Origin of the sequence: Nocardia mangyaensis (assembly GCF_001886715.1) — a bacterium.
Lineage (GTDB): Bacteria > Actinomycetota > Actinomycetes > Mycobacteriales > Mycobacteriaceae > Nocardia > Nocardia mangyaensis.
The window spans coordinates 5971043-5988768 of sequence record NZ_CP018082.1; the positions used below are offsets into that span (position 1 = coordinate 5971043).

At 65.7% G+C, this 17726-nt stretch carries 12 protein-coding genes; 4 read left to right on the forward strand and 8 right to left on the reverse strand.

Annotated elements, in window-relative coordinates; genetic code table 11:
* Positions 1 to 208: 208 nt before the first annotated feature.
* A complete protein-coding gene (locus BOX37_RS27170) occupies positions 209 to 1267 on the reverse strand; it encodes a fatty acid desaturase family protein (protein WP_084760171.1) in 1059 nt (352 codons plus the stop codon).
* Between the two features lie 854 nt (positions 1268 to 2121).
* Here BOX37_RS27170 and BOX37_RS27175 point away from each other — a divergent pair.
* From BOX37_RS27175 to BOX37_RS27195, 4 genes are all read left to right on the forward strand, one after another.
* Complete coding sequence (locus tag BOX37_RS27175) at positions 2122 to 2499, forward strand: hypothetical protein (protein ID WP_071930120.1); 378 nt, start codon at positions 2122 to 2124, stop codon at positions 2497 to 2499.
* Between the two features lie 957 nt (positions 2500 to 3456).
* Positions 3457 to 4710 (forward strand): peptidoglycan DD-metalloendopeptidase family protein, encoded by a 1254-nt coding sequence (locus BOX37_RS33515; protein WP_167659996.1) that lies wholly within the window; start codon positions 3457 to 3459, stop codon positions 4708 to 4710.
* A gap of 159 nt (positions 4711 to 4869) precedes the next feature.
* On the forward strand, positions 4870 to 5616 hold the full coding sequence (locus BOX37_RS36290; RefSeq protein ID WP_071930121.1) for an AMP-binding protein: 747 nt from the start codon (positions 4870 to 4872) through the stop codon (positions 5614 to 5616).
* 13 nt (positions 5617 to 5629) lie between these two features.
* Positions 5630 to 6949: a PucR family transcriptional regulator gene (locus BOX37_RS27195; RefSeq protein WP_084760176.1), complete on the forward strand. Its 1320-nt coding sequence runs from the start codon at positions 5630 to 5632 to the stop codon at positions 6947 to 6949.
* Positions 6950 to 7019: 70 nt separating this feature from the next.
* Here BOX37_RS27195 and BOX37_RS27200 read toward each other — a convergent pair whose 3' ends face one another.
* The 7 genes from BOX37_RS27200 to BOX37_RS27230 form a co-directional block, all read right to left on the reverse strand.
* On the reverse strand, positions 7020 to 8420 hold the full coding sequence (locus BOX37_RS27200) for a sodium/glutamate symporter (RefSeq protein ID WP_240505067.1): 1401 nt from the start codon (positions 8418 to 8420) through the stop codon (positions 7020 to 7022).
* Positions 8421 to 8860: 440 nt separating this feature from the next.
* On the reverse strand, positions 8861 to 11020 hold the full coding sequence (locus BOX37_RS27205) for a hypothetical protein (protein WP_071930124.1): 2160 nt from the start codon (positions 11018 to 11020) through the stop codon (positions 8861 to 8863).
* Between the two features lie 230 nt (positions 11021 to 11250).
* The gene (locus BOX37_RS34365) at positions 11251 to 11742 is read right to left on the reverse strand and encodes an NlpC/P60 family protein (protein ID WP_156910570.1); all 492 of its coding nucleotides are present in this window, start codon (positions 11740 to 11742) and stop codon (positions 11251 to 11253) included.
* A 367-nt stretch (positions 11743 to 12109) separates the two neighbouring features.
* The gene (locus BOX37_RS27215) at positions 12110 to 14446 is read right to left on the reverse strand and encodes a hypothetical protein (protein WP_071930126.1); all 2337 of its coding nucleotides are present in this window, start codon (positions 14444 to 14446) and stop codon (positions 12110 to 12112) included.
* On the reverse strand, positions 14443 to 16965 hold the full coding sequence (locus tag BOX37_RS27220; protein ID WP_071930127.1) for an ATP-binding protein: 2523 nt from the start codon (positions 16963 to 16965) through the stop codon (positions 14443 to 14445). Before BOX37_RS27220 ends, BOX37_RS27215 begins: the two co-directional genes overlap by 4 nt.
* On the reverse strand, positions 16962 to 17459 hold the full coding sequence (locus BOX37_RS27225; RefSeq protein ID WP_071930128.1) for a hypothetical protein: 498 nt from the start codon (positions 17457 to 17459) through the stop codon (positions 16962 to 16964). Before BOX37_RS27225 ends, BOX37_RS27220 begins: the two co-directional genes overlap by 4 nt.
* Positions 17459 to 17719, reverse strand: coding sequence for a hypothetical protein (locus BOX37_RS27230; RefSeq protein WP_071930129.1), 261 nt, complete (start codon positions 17717 to 17719; stop codon positions 17459 to 17461). The genes BOX37_RS27225 and BOX37_RS27230 overlap by 1 nt, the downstream gene beginning before the upstream one ends.
* Positions 17720 to 17726 lie beyond the last annotated feature (7 nt).

The following is a 17726-nucleotide window of genomic DNA, read 5'->3' on the forward strand; positions in this document are numbered from 1 at the left end:
ATTCCGGGGCCCCACCGAATCACAGCCCGTGGGTGAGGTCCTTGGCCGATACACTCACCGCTTCACCAGCGGATGCGCACAACTGATGCCCCAACGGAGGATGCGCCACGAAGTCATCGCTGCGGGCCTGTGAAAAGGTACTCGCGTCCGCGGCGCTCAGCGTGACGGGCGCGTTCAAGCGCGGCAGCGGCTGCCGACCACACGTGCGCTATCGGCCGGGCTCCGTACGACGGACACTCTGCCCGACCGCGTGCAGGTGGCCGACCGACTGGGCGTAGGAGGCCAGCACACCCGTCTCGAGATAGGGCACCTCGATCCCCGCGCAGTACGCGGCGACCATCGGCTGGGCGCGGCGCAAGTTCGGCCGGGGCATGGAGGGGAACAAATGGTGTTCGATCTGGTAATTGAGCCCGCCGAAGGCGATATCGGTGACCAGACCGCCGCGGATATTGCGGGCGGTGAGAACCTGGCGGCGCAGATAGTCGGTCTTGTCGGCGGCAGAGAGCACGGGCATGCCTTTGTGGTTGGGGGCGAAGGCCATTCCCAGATACAGCCCGAACAGACCTTGGTGCACGAAGACGAACACGATCGCCTTCACCGGCGGCAGCACCAGAAAGACTGTGCCGAAATACACCGCCGCATGCGCGAACATCATCACCGCTTCGAACCCTCGCCGCCGGATGGTGCCGCGGGCGATCGCCCGGACACTCGCGACATGCAGGTTCCAGCCCTCCAACAGCAGCATCGGGAAGAACAAGATACCCTGGTACCGGAAGATCACCCGGCGCAGGCCGCGACCGGAACGGGCACGCTCACTCGACAACGCCAGGACACCCATGGCGTCGGGATCCGCGTCCTCGGTATTGGGATGCGCATGGTGACGGTTGTGTTTGTCGGTCCACCACCCAGTACCGATCCCGATGGCGAAATTGCCGAACAGCAGACCGAGCAGGTGGTCGGTACGGCGGAGGCCGGTGATCTGCCGGTGGCCGGCATCGTGGCCGAGAAAACCCAGCTGCCCGAAGACAACAGCCAGGAACGCGGCGGTCGCCAGCTGCCACCACGAGTCGCCGATCACCACCACGGCAGCCCAACCACCGATCAGAGCCAGCAGAACAATGGCACTGTGCCACAGGTAGTACCGAGGGCGGCGGTTCAGCAGACCGGCCGCACGCACCTGCCGCAACAGGACCGAATAATCGGTGTGGGGGTGCTGCGGTGCCTCGATAGAACGGATGGAAGCGGGTTCGGCGGCCTGTGCCGTCATGAGGAATCCGATTTCTGCACGGGGACGGGATCGTCAGCGGATCTTCTGTCGACCGCGGGGAACCCGCCCGGGTAGACCCATACCCTACCGTCGCGGGCGTACCCCGGTGTACCAGGCGCTGATCCCGATAGCGGGACGAGTGGGGCTCGGCTACCGCGATCCAGCCGACCGGGCCCGGAGCCAGGCAAACGCCGTCGCCATGTTGTCGGCCACTTCACGCCCTATACCGGCGATCAGGCCACCGGTAGGACCTGCGCGCGGCCGCGCCCCACCCGGGACCGGCGCTACAAGCCCTCGGCGACGAGTTCGGGGGCCTTCGCCGAGACACGTGCGGACAAGGCCCGGAAACTCTTCTCGGTAGACCGTGTCGTCAGATACGGTGCGCCATCCGCCCACTTTGCGGCGGAGCGATCCGCGCCCCGAAGCGCTCCGCTGTCAGTGATCCCCATGCCCGGCGGGTCCCCGACGGACACGTTGTCGGCTCCGGACGACGGGGCAACGCGTCACGCACTGCGCCCGCTGCTGGCGAATGGCGCAGTGCCACCTAGATTTGCGGATCCCGTCGACGGAACGTGAAGTCGGTCGCGAGCGCGTTCGTGCGACACGCCGGGCGCCGGTGAGCACATTCATGACAGCGAAAGGACAGTCGTTGGCACAGCAGCGGCCCGTGATTCGAATCCTCGCCGGTGTGGCAGGCCGCAGTCTGGCCATGATGGTGGGAATAGCTGTCGGCTCGGTGAATGCGACTTCCGCTCGACTGGCCCGGAGCAGCGCACATCCCGTTCCCGCACTGCAACCGGTGATCGCGGGTGTCAGCGGTGGTGCGCTGGCCGCCGCAACCGTAGCGTTGGGGATTGGTCGCGAGCGGGCGCGGCAACTCGCCTCCGATCATCCCGAACAGCATGTTCTCGGCCCGAGAAGCTTCCGCGCCATGCTCGTCCGCCAGGGTCTACCCGCAGGCCCGGATTCGCGAACTCGCCCACGCCATCGTCGGTGACCGCACGTTCGCCGATTTCGCCATCGGCCCGAAGACAACCAGCCTGCATCCGCACCTTATCGACTCCTCGCTATTCATCCCCGTCTACTCGGCGAAACACGGCAACCTACTGCTCCCCCGCGACCTGCCGAAGCTCGGTCTGTCCGATCTGCCCGTGGCCGACGCACTCGCCGCCGCCACCCGCATACCAGGAGCACTGCCCGCCGCCGAGGGGCTGGACGATATTTTCGAATGAATCCCACCGTCAAGCCTCTTATGCATCTCCACAGCAATCATGAATCGCATGGCGGCCCGCCGACATCGGATAGCCGTCGCACGGTCCACCGAACTCGTCCGTGATCATATTGAATTTCCTGGCCTCGAAACCAGATACGCGTTCGCCGACCACTGGGCGACGCAACATCATGCCGTTGTGCCGCCGGAAGAAATCTACTCGAAATCCATGTTCCATTCCGACAAACTATTCATGTGATTACATGATCCGACCCCACGTTACACACACCTGATTAGTGTTCCGTTCAGTGGGTGACCGCCCACAGCATGAAGGGACGATCAGAAGAATAATACTCCCAGCATGCTCGGACGGATCGGCACCGATCCGTCCGAGCACTTTCAGGAAAGCCCGATCCCGGTCGCCGTTTCTCGACCCGACCGCGGTTCACAAGTCGTTCGCATCGAGGCACGAATCATCTCGTTCCGGTGGTGAAGAACGCCTCCAGGTTCGCAGACCTGAGCCCACCACCCGACTTCGAAGCCACGACCATCCGCCATGTACCTCGTATCCCGATGGGCCGGGCGCTCCGGGCTTGGTGTTCTCAGTGGTGGTGGTTGATGTCGAGGCGGTCAGGATGGTGGGTGGCCGGTTCCCGGGTGGAGGAGGTGTCGGACGGTGGCGGGTGCTGAGGCGAGTGCTGGTGTCGAGACCGTCGGTGCGAATGGCGGGGAGCCTGGGCTTTCGGTGGCGGTGGGCTTGGCGGAGGACGGTGGTGCCGGGCAGATGGTGGCGACGCCATGGACATCACGGCGTCAGCCCAGCACCACCACCACACCCACCCCACCCGGGCCACCCACACCAACAGCAGGACCGGCCGCGACTCCGCCGATCACGACACCAGCAGCCACCACGACCCCGCCCGCAGCACCGGTAACCAATTCGCTACCACCTGCGAGTGCCACCCCGCCCGGTGCGATCGTGCCCGTCGCCGCGACAACCACCTCACCCGGCCAAGACCAGATGCCGGTGATCGGGACCCCGATCCCCGACAATCTCGGGTCCCACCACCAGCGAACGACCCCGCAACCCGATCCCGACACCACCACCGCCGACACCGACAATGGCGCCGGTGTCGAGAACGTCCTGGCACACATGCTGCCCACCCTGTCCCAAGCCCTGTCCGGACTCACCACCCCCACCAACACCAGCCCCGCCACCACACCAACCCACACCAACCCGACCACCACCGAGACCGGCCTGTCCACCACCACCGTCACCGACACCACCGACACACCCGTCACCATCGGCCTGACCCCCCCAGCCGACCACGCCCTGAAAATCCTGAAAGTCCTCGCCGCCCTCTACGGCGCACGCGAGAAAACCCCCACCCCCACCACCCCCCTCAACCCCGTCACCGCCACCACCGACGGCACCAGCACCACCACCGCCGCCCACACCAGAACCACCCTCTTCCAGCAACACGCCGCCACCGCATTCACCAACCTCGACAACCGGCTCGCCAACTACATCACCAACCTCGCCGGCGCCAACACCGTCCACCGCACCCAAATCCTGGCCCTCATCCGCGAAACCAACATCGCCCTCGCCGCCCTCGGCCCCGACACCTACACCCCCACCGGCCAACGCAAAGCCCACAACATCCTCACCCGCGCCCTCCGCTACGCCCACCACCTCGTCGGCACCGGCCACGCCGACTCCACCCACACCACCAACCACATCAACCAACTCACCAACCACTACCTCCACAACCTCACCGGAAGCACCGCACCCACCACCCACACCAGCACCAGCACCAGCAGCCCAACAGCAGGTGGGATGGGAAGCGGGCGCTTCGCGCTCCCCGCCACCGGCACCTTCACCTCCAAATTCGGTCCCAGATGGGGCAAACACCACGGCGGTGTCGATATCGCCAACGCGATCGGCACCCCGATCCTCGCCGCGGCCGACGGAGTGGTCGTAGCGGCCGGGCCGGCGAGTGGGTTCGGTCAATGGGTGAAGATTCGGCACGCGGATGGCACCGAGACGATCTATGGGCATGTCGACAGCTACTCCGTGCAGCCCGGGCAGCAGGTCGGTGCCGGGCAGCAAATAGCTCGGATGGGCAACGAGGGCAGGTCGACCGGTCCGCACCTGCATTTCGAGGTGCGACAGAACGGCGCGGCCGTGGATCCACAGCCGTGGCTTGCCCAGCGTGGCATTCGATTGACGTAGTCGACGCCGCCGCTACCGAGTCTCGACGAAGCCGGACAGCGCGCCGCCGCCGAGCCGACTGTGCAATCTGCACTAAACGTCACGCCGACTGTGGCGTTCGAGCACGTTCCCCGACCCGAGTTCGGTCGATAGTCTTTGGGCATATCGAGTACGGAACGGATGAGGGTCGTGTCTGTAGCTATCGATCATTTTGTATGGCATTACACCGACGTCGCCGCGGGCACACCCTGTCTCGAGGACCACCATCGCAGGTGGCGATATCGCGAGTTCGCCGAGCGCGTCGATACCGCGGCTGCCCACCTGGCCGCGGCGGGTGTACGACGTGGCGCGACGGTAGCGATCGTTTTGCCCAATCGTTTGGAGCTCTTGGTCGCGCTCATGGCTGTGTGGCGGCTGGGCGCGGTCGCGGCACCGCTGGACCCGGCAGGCGGCTATGTGCTTGTCCGACAACAGATCGAGGCCACCGGAGCTGTCGTGGTGCTCGACAACCGCCCGATCGACTCCCCGCGCAGGGTCGCCGGGGTGCCGTGCTTGGCGGTCGAGGTTCTCGGGCAACCAGCGCCCACCGGATGGGTCGCGCCACCTGACCCGACGGCCGATGATCCCGCCCTGGTGTGCTTCGGGGCAGATGATGGGCCGGACAGTGGCGAGTATTCCCATGGTTGGCTGCAGGAGGTTGCCATGGATACAGTCCTTTGTCTGGGTCTCACCGAGTCCGCTCATTGCAGGATCTCGCTGCCGTTGGCCCGGGCCGATGTCATCGGCATGAACTTCATTGCGGCGATTGCGCTGGGAGCGCGGCTCAGCCTGGTTCCCAACCGGTCGCAGCCGATGGCAGTGGGTCGACGTACGACCCCGGCTCGGCGGAGTCGGGCGCCCCTGTGGCCGAGCCCGCCCCTCTGCTGAAAGGTCCAGCTGGATGACCGATCCCGCGCCCCCGCCCACGCATCGAGCCACTTCCTTGTCCGAACCGACGCCTGCCGAGGTGGCCGCCCTGATCGAGGAGATCGGGACGGGGTTGCGCGCGCGGGAGTCGGAGGTGATCAAGGAGATGACCTACCGAATACTCCACGAAAACGATTTCACGCGCGCGGATCCCCGAATGGAGAAGATGCGGATCGCTGCCATCCACTCGAATGTCGTCACCATGATCGAGATCCTGGCGAACAACATTCCGCTCGAGAACATGCAACCACCGATGGCCGCGGTCGAGTCCGCACGGCGGGCGGCGCAGCGCGAGATCCCGTCCAATCTGCTGGTCCGCTCGTACCACATGGGGCAGAACTCGATCATGCGCACACTTCATGAAGAAGTGGAGCGCAGGGATCTGCCGGTCGACCTGGGACTGGCCGTCGTCAAACAGCTCAACGACAGGATCTACGCGTACGCCGACTGGATCACCTCGTTCGTTTTCGAGACCTACGAGGCCGAGCGTGTCCGGTGGATCAACGCCCGTGGCAGTGTGAATTCCTCGACGGTCCAGGCTCTGCTGTCCGCGGCCACTCCGGCGCCGGCGGCATTCGAGGAGGCAACCGGCTATCGACTCGACCGGACTCACCTAGCGGTTGTCCTGTGGTACACCGGCGGTGACGAGTCGACGGTACTGAGCATGCTCGGCTCGGCGGCACGCGTGCTTGCTCGCGACCTGCAGACAGACGGACCACCGTTGGTGACCGCAGTCGACCGGCGTACGGCGTGGGCATGGCTCCCGTTCGGGGACCACCAACCCGTTGCCAAGGTCCCCGAGTCGTGGGTCGGAGAAGGGATACCGGCCGGTGTTCGGCTGGCCGCGGGGTTGCCCCTGCGGGGACTCGCCGGGTTCCGCCGCTCCCACCAGCAGGCCGAATCGACCTATCTCGTCGCGACTTTGCCTGACACCCCATACAGCCGTCGGACCATGGGGTTCGGCGACCCGGGCGTGGCGATAGTGTCGCTACTGACCCACAATTTGGATGCCACCCGGGAATGGGTGCGTGAGGTGCTCGGGGAACTCGCCTATGACGCCGAACAGACCGCGCCGCTCCGGGACACGTTGCGCACCTACTATTCGACCGGCGAAAGTCATGTACACACCGCGCAGCAGATGATCCTGCACCGCAATACGGTCAAGTACCGAATCACCAGGGCACTGGAATTGATCCGGGATGGCGGAACGCCACACAGCAAACTGGATATCGCCGTGGCTCTCGAGGTATGTCGCCTGCTCGGTCGCAAGGTCCTGCGCGCACCTCGCCGATAGCCGCCCGACAGAGTCGGGGATACGCGCTGGGGACGGGAGGCCCCGTCCCCAGCGCGTATCGCCCGCCGAATCAGCCGGCCGGGACCTCGGCCCGTGGCAACGTCTGCCCAGTCGTTCGTTGTCGGCCGAAGTACAGAATGCCGATCGACAACGATGCGACAAACAGGACCAGCATCGGGCCGAGCACCCATCCGACGCCGAAGTTCGCGATGATCGGAATCACCCCGGCCGTGATCAGGCCGCCGCCGAAGAACGGCTCGAGCAGAAGCTGCTTGTAGCCGAAGGCGGAATAGGCCGGTGTTTCCAGGTTGGGATCGACCACGCGGAGCAGAATCAGGCCGGTAGAGGTCACACCCAGCGCCTGGCCGGTGTCCGCGATGCCGCGTTCGAACCAGAAATTCGGCAGCATCCGCGGCGCCAGGAAGATGAACGCGCCAACGGTCCAGGCCAGACCCGCGCCGGCCAGCAACAGGAACGGCCCGATGTTCGAGGCGATGGCCGACAGTGACAGTGTTCCGAGCGCCGCGATCACCAGCACATCGAGCGAAAAGCCCTGCAACCGTTCGATCAACTGTTGATCGACGATCTCATCGCGGTCGAAGGACTGGATGGCCACCTGCACGATGATGCCGCCGACCATGGCGATCGGGAACAGCGGGACGTAGGTGAACAACTCGAAGCTGTCGGCCCACAGCTTCGATTCGATCCACTGCAGGCCGGTCAGCATCAGCCAGCCGATCAGAACACCCAGCGCCAGCAGGCCGAAGTGCAAGGTCAGCGTTTCGATGGACGACGGCTGCACCGTCAAGGTCCCCGCCGCACGGCGGCGGTCCTTCTCCACGATTCCGGCCTGCTCGGCCACCGTGGGTTTGGCATCATTGCGCAGAATCTCGGTCTTGCCTCGGCGCACACCCCAGTTGATCAGGGCGATGCCGACGATGACGCCGGACAGGATTCCGACGGTGGCCAATCCGAGCGCGAGGTCCTGTGCCTCCGCGAACCCGAAATCGGCGAAGGTGTCCGCCATCCCGGCCGCAGTGCCGTGTCCGCCCTCGAAACCGATCTCGATCAGCGTGCCAGTCCAGACGGGCACATTGAAGAGCGGAACCAGCACGAGAATCGCCAGCAACAGGCCGACGACGTACTGACCACTGGCAATGGTCATGCCGAAGGAGATCTGTGGTCCGGCGACGCGCAGAGCTTCCTTCGGCGACGGCAGGCGGTGCCCCATGAAAAGCCCGGCGAACACCAGCGAAATGAGCAGGCCAGGCAGGGTCTTCCAGACATCGAGGATTTCCGGGGTGAACAGGCCGCCCTCGGCAAGCCCGTCGGCCCCCAGTGCCGAGCCGATCCGGCCGAGTATGTCGGGGCCGATCAGCAGCGCGATGACACCTCCGATGATCGAGCTCGGGATGAACAGCTTCTGCGCCAATCGCCACTTCACTCGGATGATCTTGGAGATCAACATCATCACTCCGATGAGGAGTAGTGCGAAACCTACAGTGTTCGCAGACATCAAGACCCTTTCAGCGCGGCTCCGGGAACCCGAGGCAGGAGCCCAGCGGCGCATGTTCGTCACGGCGGCGGCACTACGTGTACTCGGGTCGCCATCGGCGCGACAACCCGAACTATTTCCCTCTATTTACTGTGCCGCTGTCTAACGGTACGTTATTTAATGTGACACAGGTATCACAGGGCCCTTCCCATCCGAGGGAAGAGGGACGCGGTTCGGCCAGAGGCCAGGTCCAGCGAGTGGCGCGGTAGCTGGGCGGCAGCAACGGAAGTCGTCGTCGGTCACGATCGAGTACCCCCGCACGCGAACAGTATTGGTCACGATCGGCGCCGAGGCGAGTGTGCGGCCTACGTCGGCTCCAGGCCATGCGCGGGCGAAGCCGACGGTCCGCGGTGGGCTCAGTGATCCCACGGGCCGGGCCCCGCGTCGGGGTGGGCACGGCCGAGCGTGGCGATTCGATGCGCGGTGATGTCGGCCAGTACACGATTCGCCGCGGTGGGCGCGTCGTAATACCGTGCGACCGCGGCACTGTGGGCGGCGGCCGCTTCGGTCCCGATGACGTGGCGCGTCGCGGCACCGACCGACCGCCACCGATCCGCCGGAACGGCGGTGCGCAGCGTCGCGGGAGAATCCCAGTGCCTGCGGACGGTATCAACGAACGCCGCGTCGACTTCCGTCCCCGCGCCGGCCCCGGGCCCCGGTGCGTCCCTGGCAAGCTTGCGGGCCGCGATCCGGGCACGGGCGGCGAAGGCCAAGTGCTCACGCACTTCACGCTGCGGCTCGACCGGGTGGTTGTTCACCGATTCCCAGGCGGCCAGCGCCTGCCGTAGGCGCTGGGGCACATAGCCGTTCTGCGACATCGACGCGTTCTGCACGGCGAGCGCGCGATCGGCGTGCAGCACATCGCCGGGAAGCGCTCCGATGTTGGTGAGCACGCCGTTGAGTTCCGATTTGGGGATGCCCGCGTCCATGAGTGCGTCGATGACCTCGGCAACCGCCAACGGTGTCCCCACACCACCGTGCTTTTCGGCGCGTTCGCGCGCCGCGCGAGTCCAGGAGTCGCGGTTCGCCTGCAACCATTGCTGCCGGTGCAGCGACATCGGAACGTACTCCATGCGCGCGAGTTCGGCGCGTTTGCGTTTCCACGCATACGGTGACAACGGATTCCGGGTCTTGCCGGCGAGCCATGCGGTAGCCGGCGACATGCTGATCACGGTCAGCGCGGCAAGCCCCCCGGCTCCGGCGGGCAGCGAATTCCGCGCGCCTACGGTGCCCATGCCCAGCGCCGTCCGATCGGACGAACCCGGACCAGCCGGGGAACCGCCCTGCGCTGCCAACGCGACCCGATTCGCGATCCATGTGGCACCGCGATCCAGTCCCCGTCTCAGTCTCCGCAGCTGCCAGATCGCGACGACCTCGACCACACCACCGATGATGAGGACCGCCATGACCTGATCCCCGGCCAGCCGGAACAGGTTGCCGATAAACAGCACATAGACGCCGAGGAAAACGGTGTAGGCGACCATTCGTGCGGCGGCCACACCGATGTCGACGATATTGCGGATCAGGAACGTCTGCGTCGGCCCATAGACGAATCCCCCCGCCGCGAACCCGAAGATCGCCAGAAATCCTTGATATACCGCATCCAGCGCGGAGCGGATGATCTGTACCCCCAGATAGGCCGCGAATGCCAGCAACACCGTGCCGAAGGCGAGCAGCGACAGCCCGGTGCCCAGCTGGCCCGCTCCGGGATTCGCGATCGCCGCGTGCGCGGCCGTATCACCACAGTCCCGGATGCCATCGGCAACCGCGGACACTTCACCCGACCGAATTCCCGACGACCACGCCACCCGGCAGCTGTTCCGGCCGTCCACCACGTGACCGAAGTTCCATACCTGTAGTGGCCGCCGCGCGAAATTGTCCGCCAGATCACCTTGCACGGTGGCAATCAGTCCACCCGGCTCCGGATTGCGGTCACCGTTGAGACCCGCGGCCACCGAGAGACCCACGTCGCGCCCATGGACCAATATTCCGTCGGACGACAGCACCGCCGCGAGCGGTTCGGCGAGAAAGAGCGGTCCGAGCACCGCGACGATGAACAGGGCGACCGTCTGGGCCGCGGCCTTGGCGGGAAACCCACGCACGAGCAACCAGGCCACCACGACCGCTCCGATCGTGGCGGCCGCGAGCAGCGCTGTCGGTGTCGCCAGCTGTGCGGCCACACCATCCGCCACACCGGTCAGCGCCCCGGCGAAGAGGTCGAGCCAGCGGAAACTCAAGACATACCCGATAAGCCAGATCGCGGTGGTGACGATCACCATATAGCCGGCGAATTCCAGCGTGATCAGTAGAGCCCACATGCCATTGCCGGGATTCAGGAGCGACCCGTGGTCGGTGGCGAAGAGGTATTCCGCCAATGGCACACCCGAGGTGTCCCGGATATCCATCCAGCCGAGTCCGCTGTTGACCGAAGCACTCGCCCGCATCGCGCCCGGTTGCGCGGTGGCGGCGGCACCTATCGCACCGGGGACAAACGTCAGCAGGACGACGCCGGACACGACCCATGCTGCGCGGCGTCGCGACGGCTTTTCTCGAATCCATCGCCGAACTTCCCGCAGCACGTACACGCAGATAACGTACCGATGGATAGCGGCCAAATAGAGAATGGCTGGCTGTCTGCCAGACGAACAATCAGCGAATTGATCGCGAGTTGTTCAGCGGAAATTCACGAACCGTCAATGTGCTGTCGTTGCCGCTTTCCTGCCGCGACGCACCGATGCCACCCGCATCATGACCCGTCACCCGCGCCGAGTACCCGCTTCACCCGGACGTCGTCGCCGTGGGGAAGGGCCTGCCACCGGAAATCACCGGCCGCCGGATCGCCGGTGACGATCCGGCCGTCGGCGACGACGACCCCGACCCGGGTCGGCACGTTGCCACGAAACTCCCAGAACACCAGATCACCCATCGACGCCGCGGACGGATCGACGCGTTGCCCGCACACACCCTGCCCTGCGATCGTGGCCGGTAGCACCGGGCGGCAACCGGACGAGCCTGCGGCCGGAACGGGGGCTGCCACCAGTTCGCAGGAGCCCGTGGCTACGGTCAGCTCGGCCGAATAGACAACGGACCGGACCAGATCCGCGGGCTCGGAAGCACCGTCAGTTCCCGTATCCCACCGCGTTCCGGCTTGTTGCATCGCCAGGTGCCCGGCGCATTCCACCGCGGGGCCGGTGTTGGGCACCCGCAAGGCGGGGAGTTGATAGGGGGCCGATCGCATGGCGGCGATACAGTCGCGTTGCCACTGGGAGAGCCCGGTATCGTCGGCGCGCGTGGTGATTCCGGCGTACGGGTTGGTCGAAGGGGGCGTGACAGTTGCCGCTCGGGCAGTCGTCGACACGGCGGATGTCGCCGGGGTTTCGGTGGACGACGGATCCGGCCCCACCGCGGTATCGCACTGATAGTGCAGATCCGCCGAGACGGAATTGCCGGCGGTCCCGAGTACGAGACTCAGCAGAATAAGACAGCCGGCAAGAACCGAGCACACTGCAATGATCACCAAGATCGGAAGAGGGATCAGGGTGACCGCAGACAATCGACGCCGATTGCGCTCGCGTTCCGAGGCATCCGTCCGGTGCTCGTCCACGTCACGAATCCCATGGATCGAGACCGGCCTCAGGATCCAAGTGGTCGAGGTTGGAAATGCGCCGGGCGATCCGGTCAACCGCCATCCGGTTCGCCGTGACCGGATTGTTGTAGTAGCGCATGACGGCATCCCGATGCTCGTTCGCCAGCTCGGACCCGATGTAGTGGCGCGTGTTCGCGCCGACGCGGTTCCATCGATCCGGTGAGATCGCCGCGTGCAGGGCCGCGGACGAATCCCAGTTCTGCCGTACGTCGTTCACAAACGCCCAGTCGATATCGGCATTGCCGTTGACGTAGTGCGGAATCCGCGAATGTCGGGCGAAGTTGGTTGCGGCGATGTGTGCCTGCGCGGCGAAAGCCCGGTGTTCGCGCAGACTCCGCCCCGGCTCGACCGGGTGATTGTTGACCGATTCCCAGGCGGCCAACGCCTTCTGCAGCGGTGCGAAGCCATACGGGTTCTGCGACTTCGAGGCGTTCTGGACCGCGATGGCCCGGTCGACGTGCAGGACATCCATCGGATCGACGGTTTTCCCGTGGTAGGTCAGATCGGCCAGCGCGCCGTTCAGTTCGGCTTTGGGGATGCCCGAGTCGTAGAGACCGTCGATGATATTGGCCACCTTCAAGGGATCGTCGACGCCGCCGGCTTTCTCCGCACGTCGCTGCGCCGCGCGCATCCACGATTCGCGGTTGTGCTTCAGCCATTCGTGCCGGTGCAGCAGCAATGGTGTATACGACATCTGGGCAAGCTCGGTGCGCTGACGCCGCCTGGCATACGGCGCCAGCGGATTCCGGGTTCTGCCCAAAAGCCACTCGGTGGCCGGCGAGCCACTGATCGTCGACAACGCCGCGAAACCGGCGAGGCCCCCCAAACCACCGCCCAGCGCACCCGCGACGGCGACATCACCCATGCCCAGCGCCCGGCTCTCGCCGCCACCTCCACCTCCCCCGCCGCCGTTCGCGCCGCCCTGGCCCTGGGTCGCGAGCGCGAAACGGTTCGCCATCCATTCGTTGCCCCGGCGCAGGCTTTTGCTCAGCCTGCGCAGCTGGCTGAATGCCACGAGTTCGACGATGGCCCCGATCACGAAGACCGCCATCACCTGTCCCCTCGCCTGAGCGAACACGTTCGTCAGGAACAGCACATACACACCGAGAAAGATGGTGAACACGGCCATCTGGGCTGCCGCCATCACGGAGTCGACGAGATTCCGGATCAGGAAGGTCTGCGTCGGGCCGTACACGAACCCGCCCGCGGCAAACCCGAAAATGGCCATGAAGCCGTGGTAGATGGCATCGAGCGCCGACTTGATCACCTTGACACTCAGGTACAGGGCGAACACCAGCAGGATGGTCGCGCAGATCAGGAGCAGCAGTCCGGTACCGATCTGACCGGCACTCGGGTTGCCCGCTGACTCGAGCGCATAGGTGTCGTTGCATGCCTCCAGCCCCTTCTTCACCTGGCCGGAGTCACCGGCCCGCATCCCGGAACTCCACTGCGCGCCGCACGACACCCGTTCGTCGAGCACGTGCCCGAAGTTCCACACCTGCAGTGGCTGCCGAGCGAAACCGTCAGCGAGGTCACCCTGCATCGTTTCGACCAGCAGGCTCGGATTCGGGTTGAGGTGGCCGTTCAGGCCCGCCGCCACCGAGATGCCGATGTCGCGGCCTTTGGCGAGCAAGCCGTCCGACGACAGCACATCCGCCAGCGGCTCGGCCAGAAACAGTGGTCCGAACACGGCGACCGCCAGCATCGTCACCACCTGCGTCGTCGCTTTGGCATGGTTCCCGCGGACGATGAACCAACCGACGAAGAACGCACCGATGGTCGCCGCGGTGACCAGCAGGATGGGCGTGGCGAGCTGGCCGGCCAGGGCGTCGGCCACACCGGTCAACGCCTGCGCGAACATATCGAGCCAGCTGAAGCTCAGTGCGTACCCGATCAGCCAGACGGCGGTGGTGACGAGCACCATGTATCCCGCGAACTCCAGTTCCAGAACCAGCGCCAGGGCCGTCTTACCCGGTTCGAGCACGCTGCCGTGGTCGGTGACGAAGCGGTAGTCCGAGAGCAGCACCCCGTCCGAGTCACGCACCTGCATCCAGCTCAGGCCGCTGTTGGCGGACCCCTGGGCCAGGGTTCCCGACTGGGCGAGAGCCACCGCACCCAGCACGGCGGGCAACACGAGCGCTATCGAGACCACGAGCAGCGACCACGCCGTCCAGCGTCGCCACCGCGAGCAGTCGAGCCAGTCGCGCAACCGTCGGGCGACCGCACGAGGACGCCATCGCTCGACGTCCCAGCAGTACAACTCCTCGGACAGGTCCCGCCGCGGGCCGGTGTTCATCGCGGGTCCAGGCGCTCCAGCGACGCGGGCTGACCGGACGCCGTCGGGGTGCTGTTGATGGTCTCGGCACGATCGCCGCGAGCGGGTCCGAGCACCTTGCCCCGGCCGATCCGGCTCAGCGCGTCGCGCATGAACATCTCACCGCGCCGTTCCGGCGGAACCTGGCGCCCGGGCCCGACCGGTGGGGAGGTTTCCTCCCGCAGGATCTGCAGCAGGAACGGCGCCTCGTCGAGGTCGACTCCGAGCCATTCCAGGCTGTTGCGGGCCAGCGTCTCGTCACGCTGCCGGAACACGAACCGGTTCGGGATCAAATTGTGTGCCGCACCCTGGAAGTCGGTGGCCGGATCGTGCGAGGCCAACCCGATAGCCGCCAGATGCTTTCGGCCGTCCCGGCTGAAGTCCGAGGTGACCGCGGCACCCACCTGGGTTTGAGTGAAGTGGTGGGCTTCGTCCCCGACCAGCAGACCGAATCTGCCGTTGTCGGTCAGGAAGGCCTCCCGCGCAGTGACCCCGACGAGTTCGTAGAGTGCCGTGCCGAGCCGCTTGGTCAGCGGCAACCGGTTGTACAGGTGGGGTGTGGTGAGCTCCTCGGCGGTCGGCAACGACAGGCCGTGGCTACGCACGACGGTCGCCGCCTCGGTCAGCCGCAGTGGTTTCAGCGTCGGGTCGAACAGCACCGGAACGCGGTCGGCCACCGCACCGAGCCGGGCCGCCAGGTCCGCGTACTCCGGGCCCGAACCCGGCTCGTCCCGCAACCGATGCGCGGCCCGCACCAGATCCAGCATGGAGTGGATGCCGTGCTCGGCGCGCCCCTTCTCCGTGAGCATGTTGCTGACGACCGCACCGGCGCTCGCCGTCGGGGACAGATCGAGCATCGGCAGCAGTGAGTCGAGTGCTCGTTCGCCCGCCACCTTGGCGTCGAACAGCCGCAACGGGTCGAGCGAAACCGTCGGGGTGGTCAGGTCGATCACCACCGCGTCGTCGATGGCGGCGGCGAAATGCGCCCATTCGCCGACCTGGCTGCGATCGATCGCCAGGAACTGGCCGCCCATGTCATGGACGAGCACCGCCATCAGTTTGAGGAAGAACGACTTTCCCGAACCGAGTTCCCCGGTCACCGCGAACGATGCGGACAGGTCGTGCAGCGCCGCCTCCATGATCCCGAAGTGGATGGGCTCGTACTGACCGGACAGCAGATTGATCCCGATCACCGGGCCGCTGTCGTCGCCGATCTCACTGGAGGTGAACGGAACAAAGCCCGCCCACATGTCGGAGGGGACGATGTGGGCGAAATCCTCGAACGCTCGCCGGCCGGGACTGCCGGGAATCAGCATCGACCACAGGTCGACCTGCGCGCCCACCGGTGCGGTCAGTTCGACCTGAAACCGCTTGTAGCGGCGCTTGAGTGCGTTGACCGCGTCGAGTGTCGCCTCTCGCGAGGGCCCGCCGACCGCGATGACGGTGGTGAACGACACCTCCGACTCGCCGCCGTTCACCTCGAAGTGGTTGTTGTATTCGCTGAGCAGCTGCGCCTTCGACATCAACGTGTTGTGCGCGAAGGAAACCTCGGTATCGCGCTGCTCCATCTGTTCACCGAGACGGCGGAGGCCGAGTTCGTTGTTCTGCAATACCTCGTCGGCGGATCTGGTGGATACCCGCATCCCCCAGTCGACGGTCACATCCCCGAGACCATCGAGCATATCGAGGAATTCGCTGCCGCCGGGGAAGGTCATGCCACCGTACGGAAAGGAACGTGGCGTGAGCACCGACTGATAGGACGGGCGATCGGCCCGGTCGGGCTGTACCACCTTGATCACCGGAGTGAACGACGGCCGGAGCCGGTGCGCATTGTCGGCCTGCGCACCCTCGTCCAATGCGGCAGAACGAAATACGGCCGCGGTGGCGTCCTCGAGCATTCCGACCCTGGTGGGTGCGGCCGGGTCCCCGATCGCGCCACGGGACAGATAGTGCTCCCACAGCCACTGGAACAGCGCGGCCGGAACCGGGGTCGGCTGGAAATCGCCGCCTATCCTGGACAGGATCTTGCTCGCCTCTTCGTCGTAGGAAGCCAAGTCGGTCCGCGAGATCGCCGTGACATCGACGGTACTGTTGCCACGCCACAGGCCCGCCAGGGACGAGATCCCCGTGCCGATGGAACCCACCGGAATGGACAGCAGGTAGATCCGCGTCTGGGGCACGATCGCCTGAATGCGCTCGTAGGAGGCGACGACCTCGGCGGCGTAGTCCTCGCAGTCGTCGAGGTCGACGCCCTCGACCATCTTCCGGAGCACGTCGAGGGTCTCGAGGCGGGCCTGGATACCGAGCAGCAGTGATCCATTGGGCACATTGGTGATCAGGGCGTGATGCGCCAGCTTCACGTCGTACTTGTCGCGTGGCGAGCGCAGCCCGTACCCGAGCGGGTCGATGAAGTAGGTCGCCGTCACCAAGCCCGTGTGGGTGAACTGCAGGTTCCCACGGATCGCCGCGGTCGGCTGGATATCGCGCCCGGATGCCATCATCGTGCGTCCCGCGTCGGATCGCCCGTTCGTCCGGCGGCCAATTCGAGCATTCCGCTCGCCAGCGCGCGGCCGCGCGGCTCCGGTCGAGACACACCATCGGCGTCGGGCAGGATGACGACCACCGAGTCCTCGATGTAGACGGAGTAGCGGGCAGAATCGGGGCTGACCGGCATTCCGGAGGCGGACACCGGCTTCCGGATCAGGATCAGCCTGCCGAACCAGATCATCCGGGAGAGCAAACGGACCCCGGTGTACGGGACGAGCCCGAGCGCGAACACCACGATCACCGTGAGCACCAGGCCGATGATGAAGGTCACTGCCGGATTACCTGGAATCGACATGGCGGCAACCGAAGTGACCACCATGAGTCCGACTCCGGCGGCAACCTGCGGCAACGTGTACGGCCCGAAGGGGATCTTCTGCCCGTTCTGCGCCTTGCCGATCATGGTGGGAACACGCTTGATCTGCGTGAAGACGCGGATGACCTCGGCCATCAGTACCCCCCGACGGGCCGATCGGGAATGACGGTACCGACCTCGGCACGCGAGTAGTTGATGAGTGTGGGCAGGACCCAGATCAGAACGCCGGCCAGAATCGCCGAGCCGGCGACGGCCAGCATCTTCCCGGGCGACAGCCGTTCCTTGACGGCCTCACTGATCAGCACACCGATACCCACGATCGCGATCAGGATCAGACCTGCCCAGCGAACGAAAAGCAGTATGCCGTAGAGCATATTCGTGAGACTGCTACCCATGCTCGCT

What these genes read in the sequence shown, in the direction of transcription:
- BOX37_RS27170 (WP_084760171.1), bottom strand. Translation starts at nt 1,267, where the DNA reads ATGACGGCACAGGCCGCCGAACCCGCTTCCATCCGTTCTATCGAGGCA.
- BOX37_RS36290 (WP_071930121.1), top strand. Translation starts at nt 4,870, where the DNA reads ATGAGGGTCGTGTCTGTAGCTATCGATCATTTTGTATGGCATTACACC.
- BOX37_RS27195 (WP_084760176.1), top strand. Translation starts at nt 5,630, where the DNA reads ATGACCGATCCCGCGCCCCCGCCCACGCATCGAGCCACTTCCTTGTCC.
- BOX37_RS27200 (WP_240505067.1), bottom strand. Translation starts at nt 8,420, where the DNA reads ATGATGTTGATCTCCAAGATCATCCGAGTGAAGTGGCGATTGGCGCAG.
- BOX37_RS34365 (WP_156910570.1), bottom strand. Translation starts at nt 11,742, where the DNA reads ATGCGATCGGCCCCCTATCAACTCCCCGCCTTGCGGGTGCCCAACACC.
- BOX37_RS27215 (WP_071930126.1), bottom strand. Translation starts at nt 14,446, where the DNA reads ATGAACACCGGCCCGCGGCGGGACCTGTCCGAGGAGTTGTACTGCTGG.
- BOX37_RS27220 (WP_071930127.1), bottom strand. Translation starts at nt 16,965, where the DNA reads ATGATGGCATCCGGGCGCGATATCCAGCCGACCGCGGCGATCCGTGGG.
- BOX37_RS27225 (WP_071930128.1), bottom strand. Translation starts at nt 17,459, where the DNA reads ATGGCCGAGGTCATCCGCGTCTTCACGCAGATCAAGCGTGTTCCCACC.
- BOX37_RS27230 (WP_071930129.1), bottom strand. Translation starts at nt 17,719, where the DNA reads ATGGGTAGCAGTCTCACGAATATGCTCTACGGCATACTGCTTTTCGTT.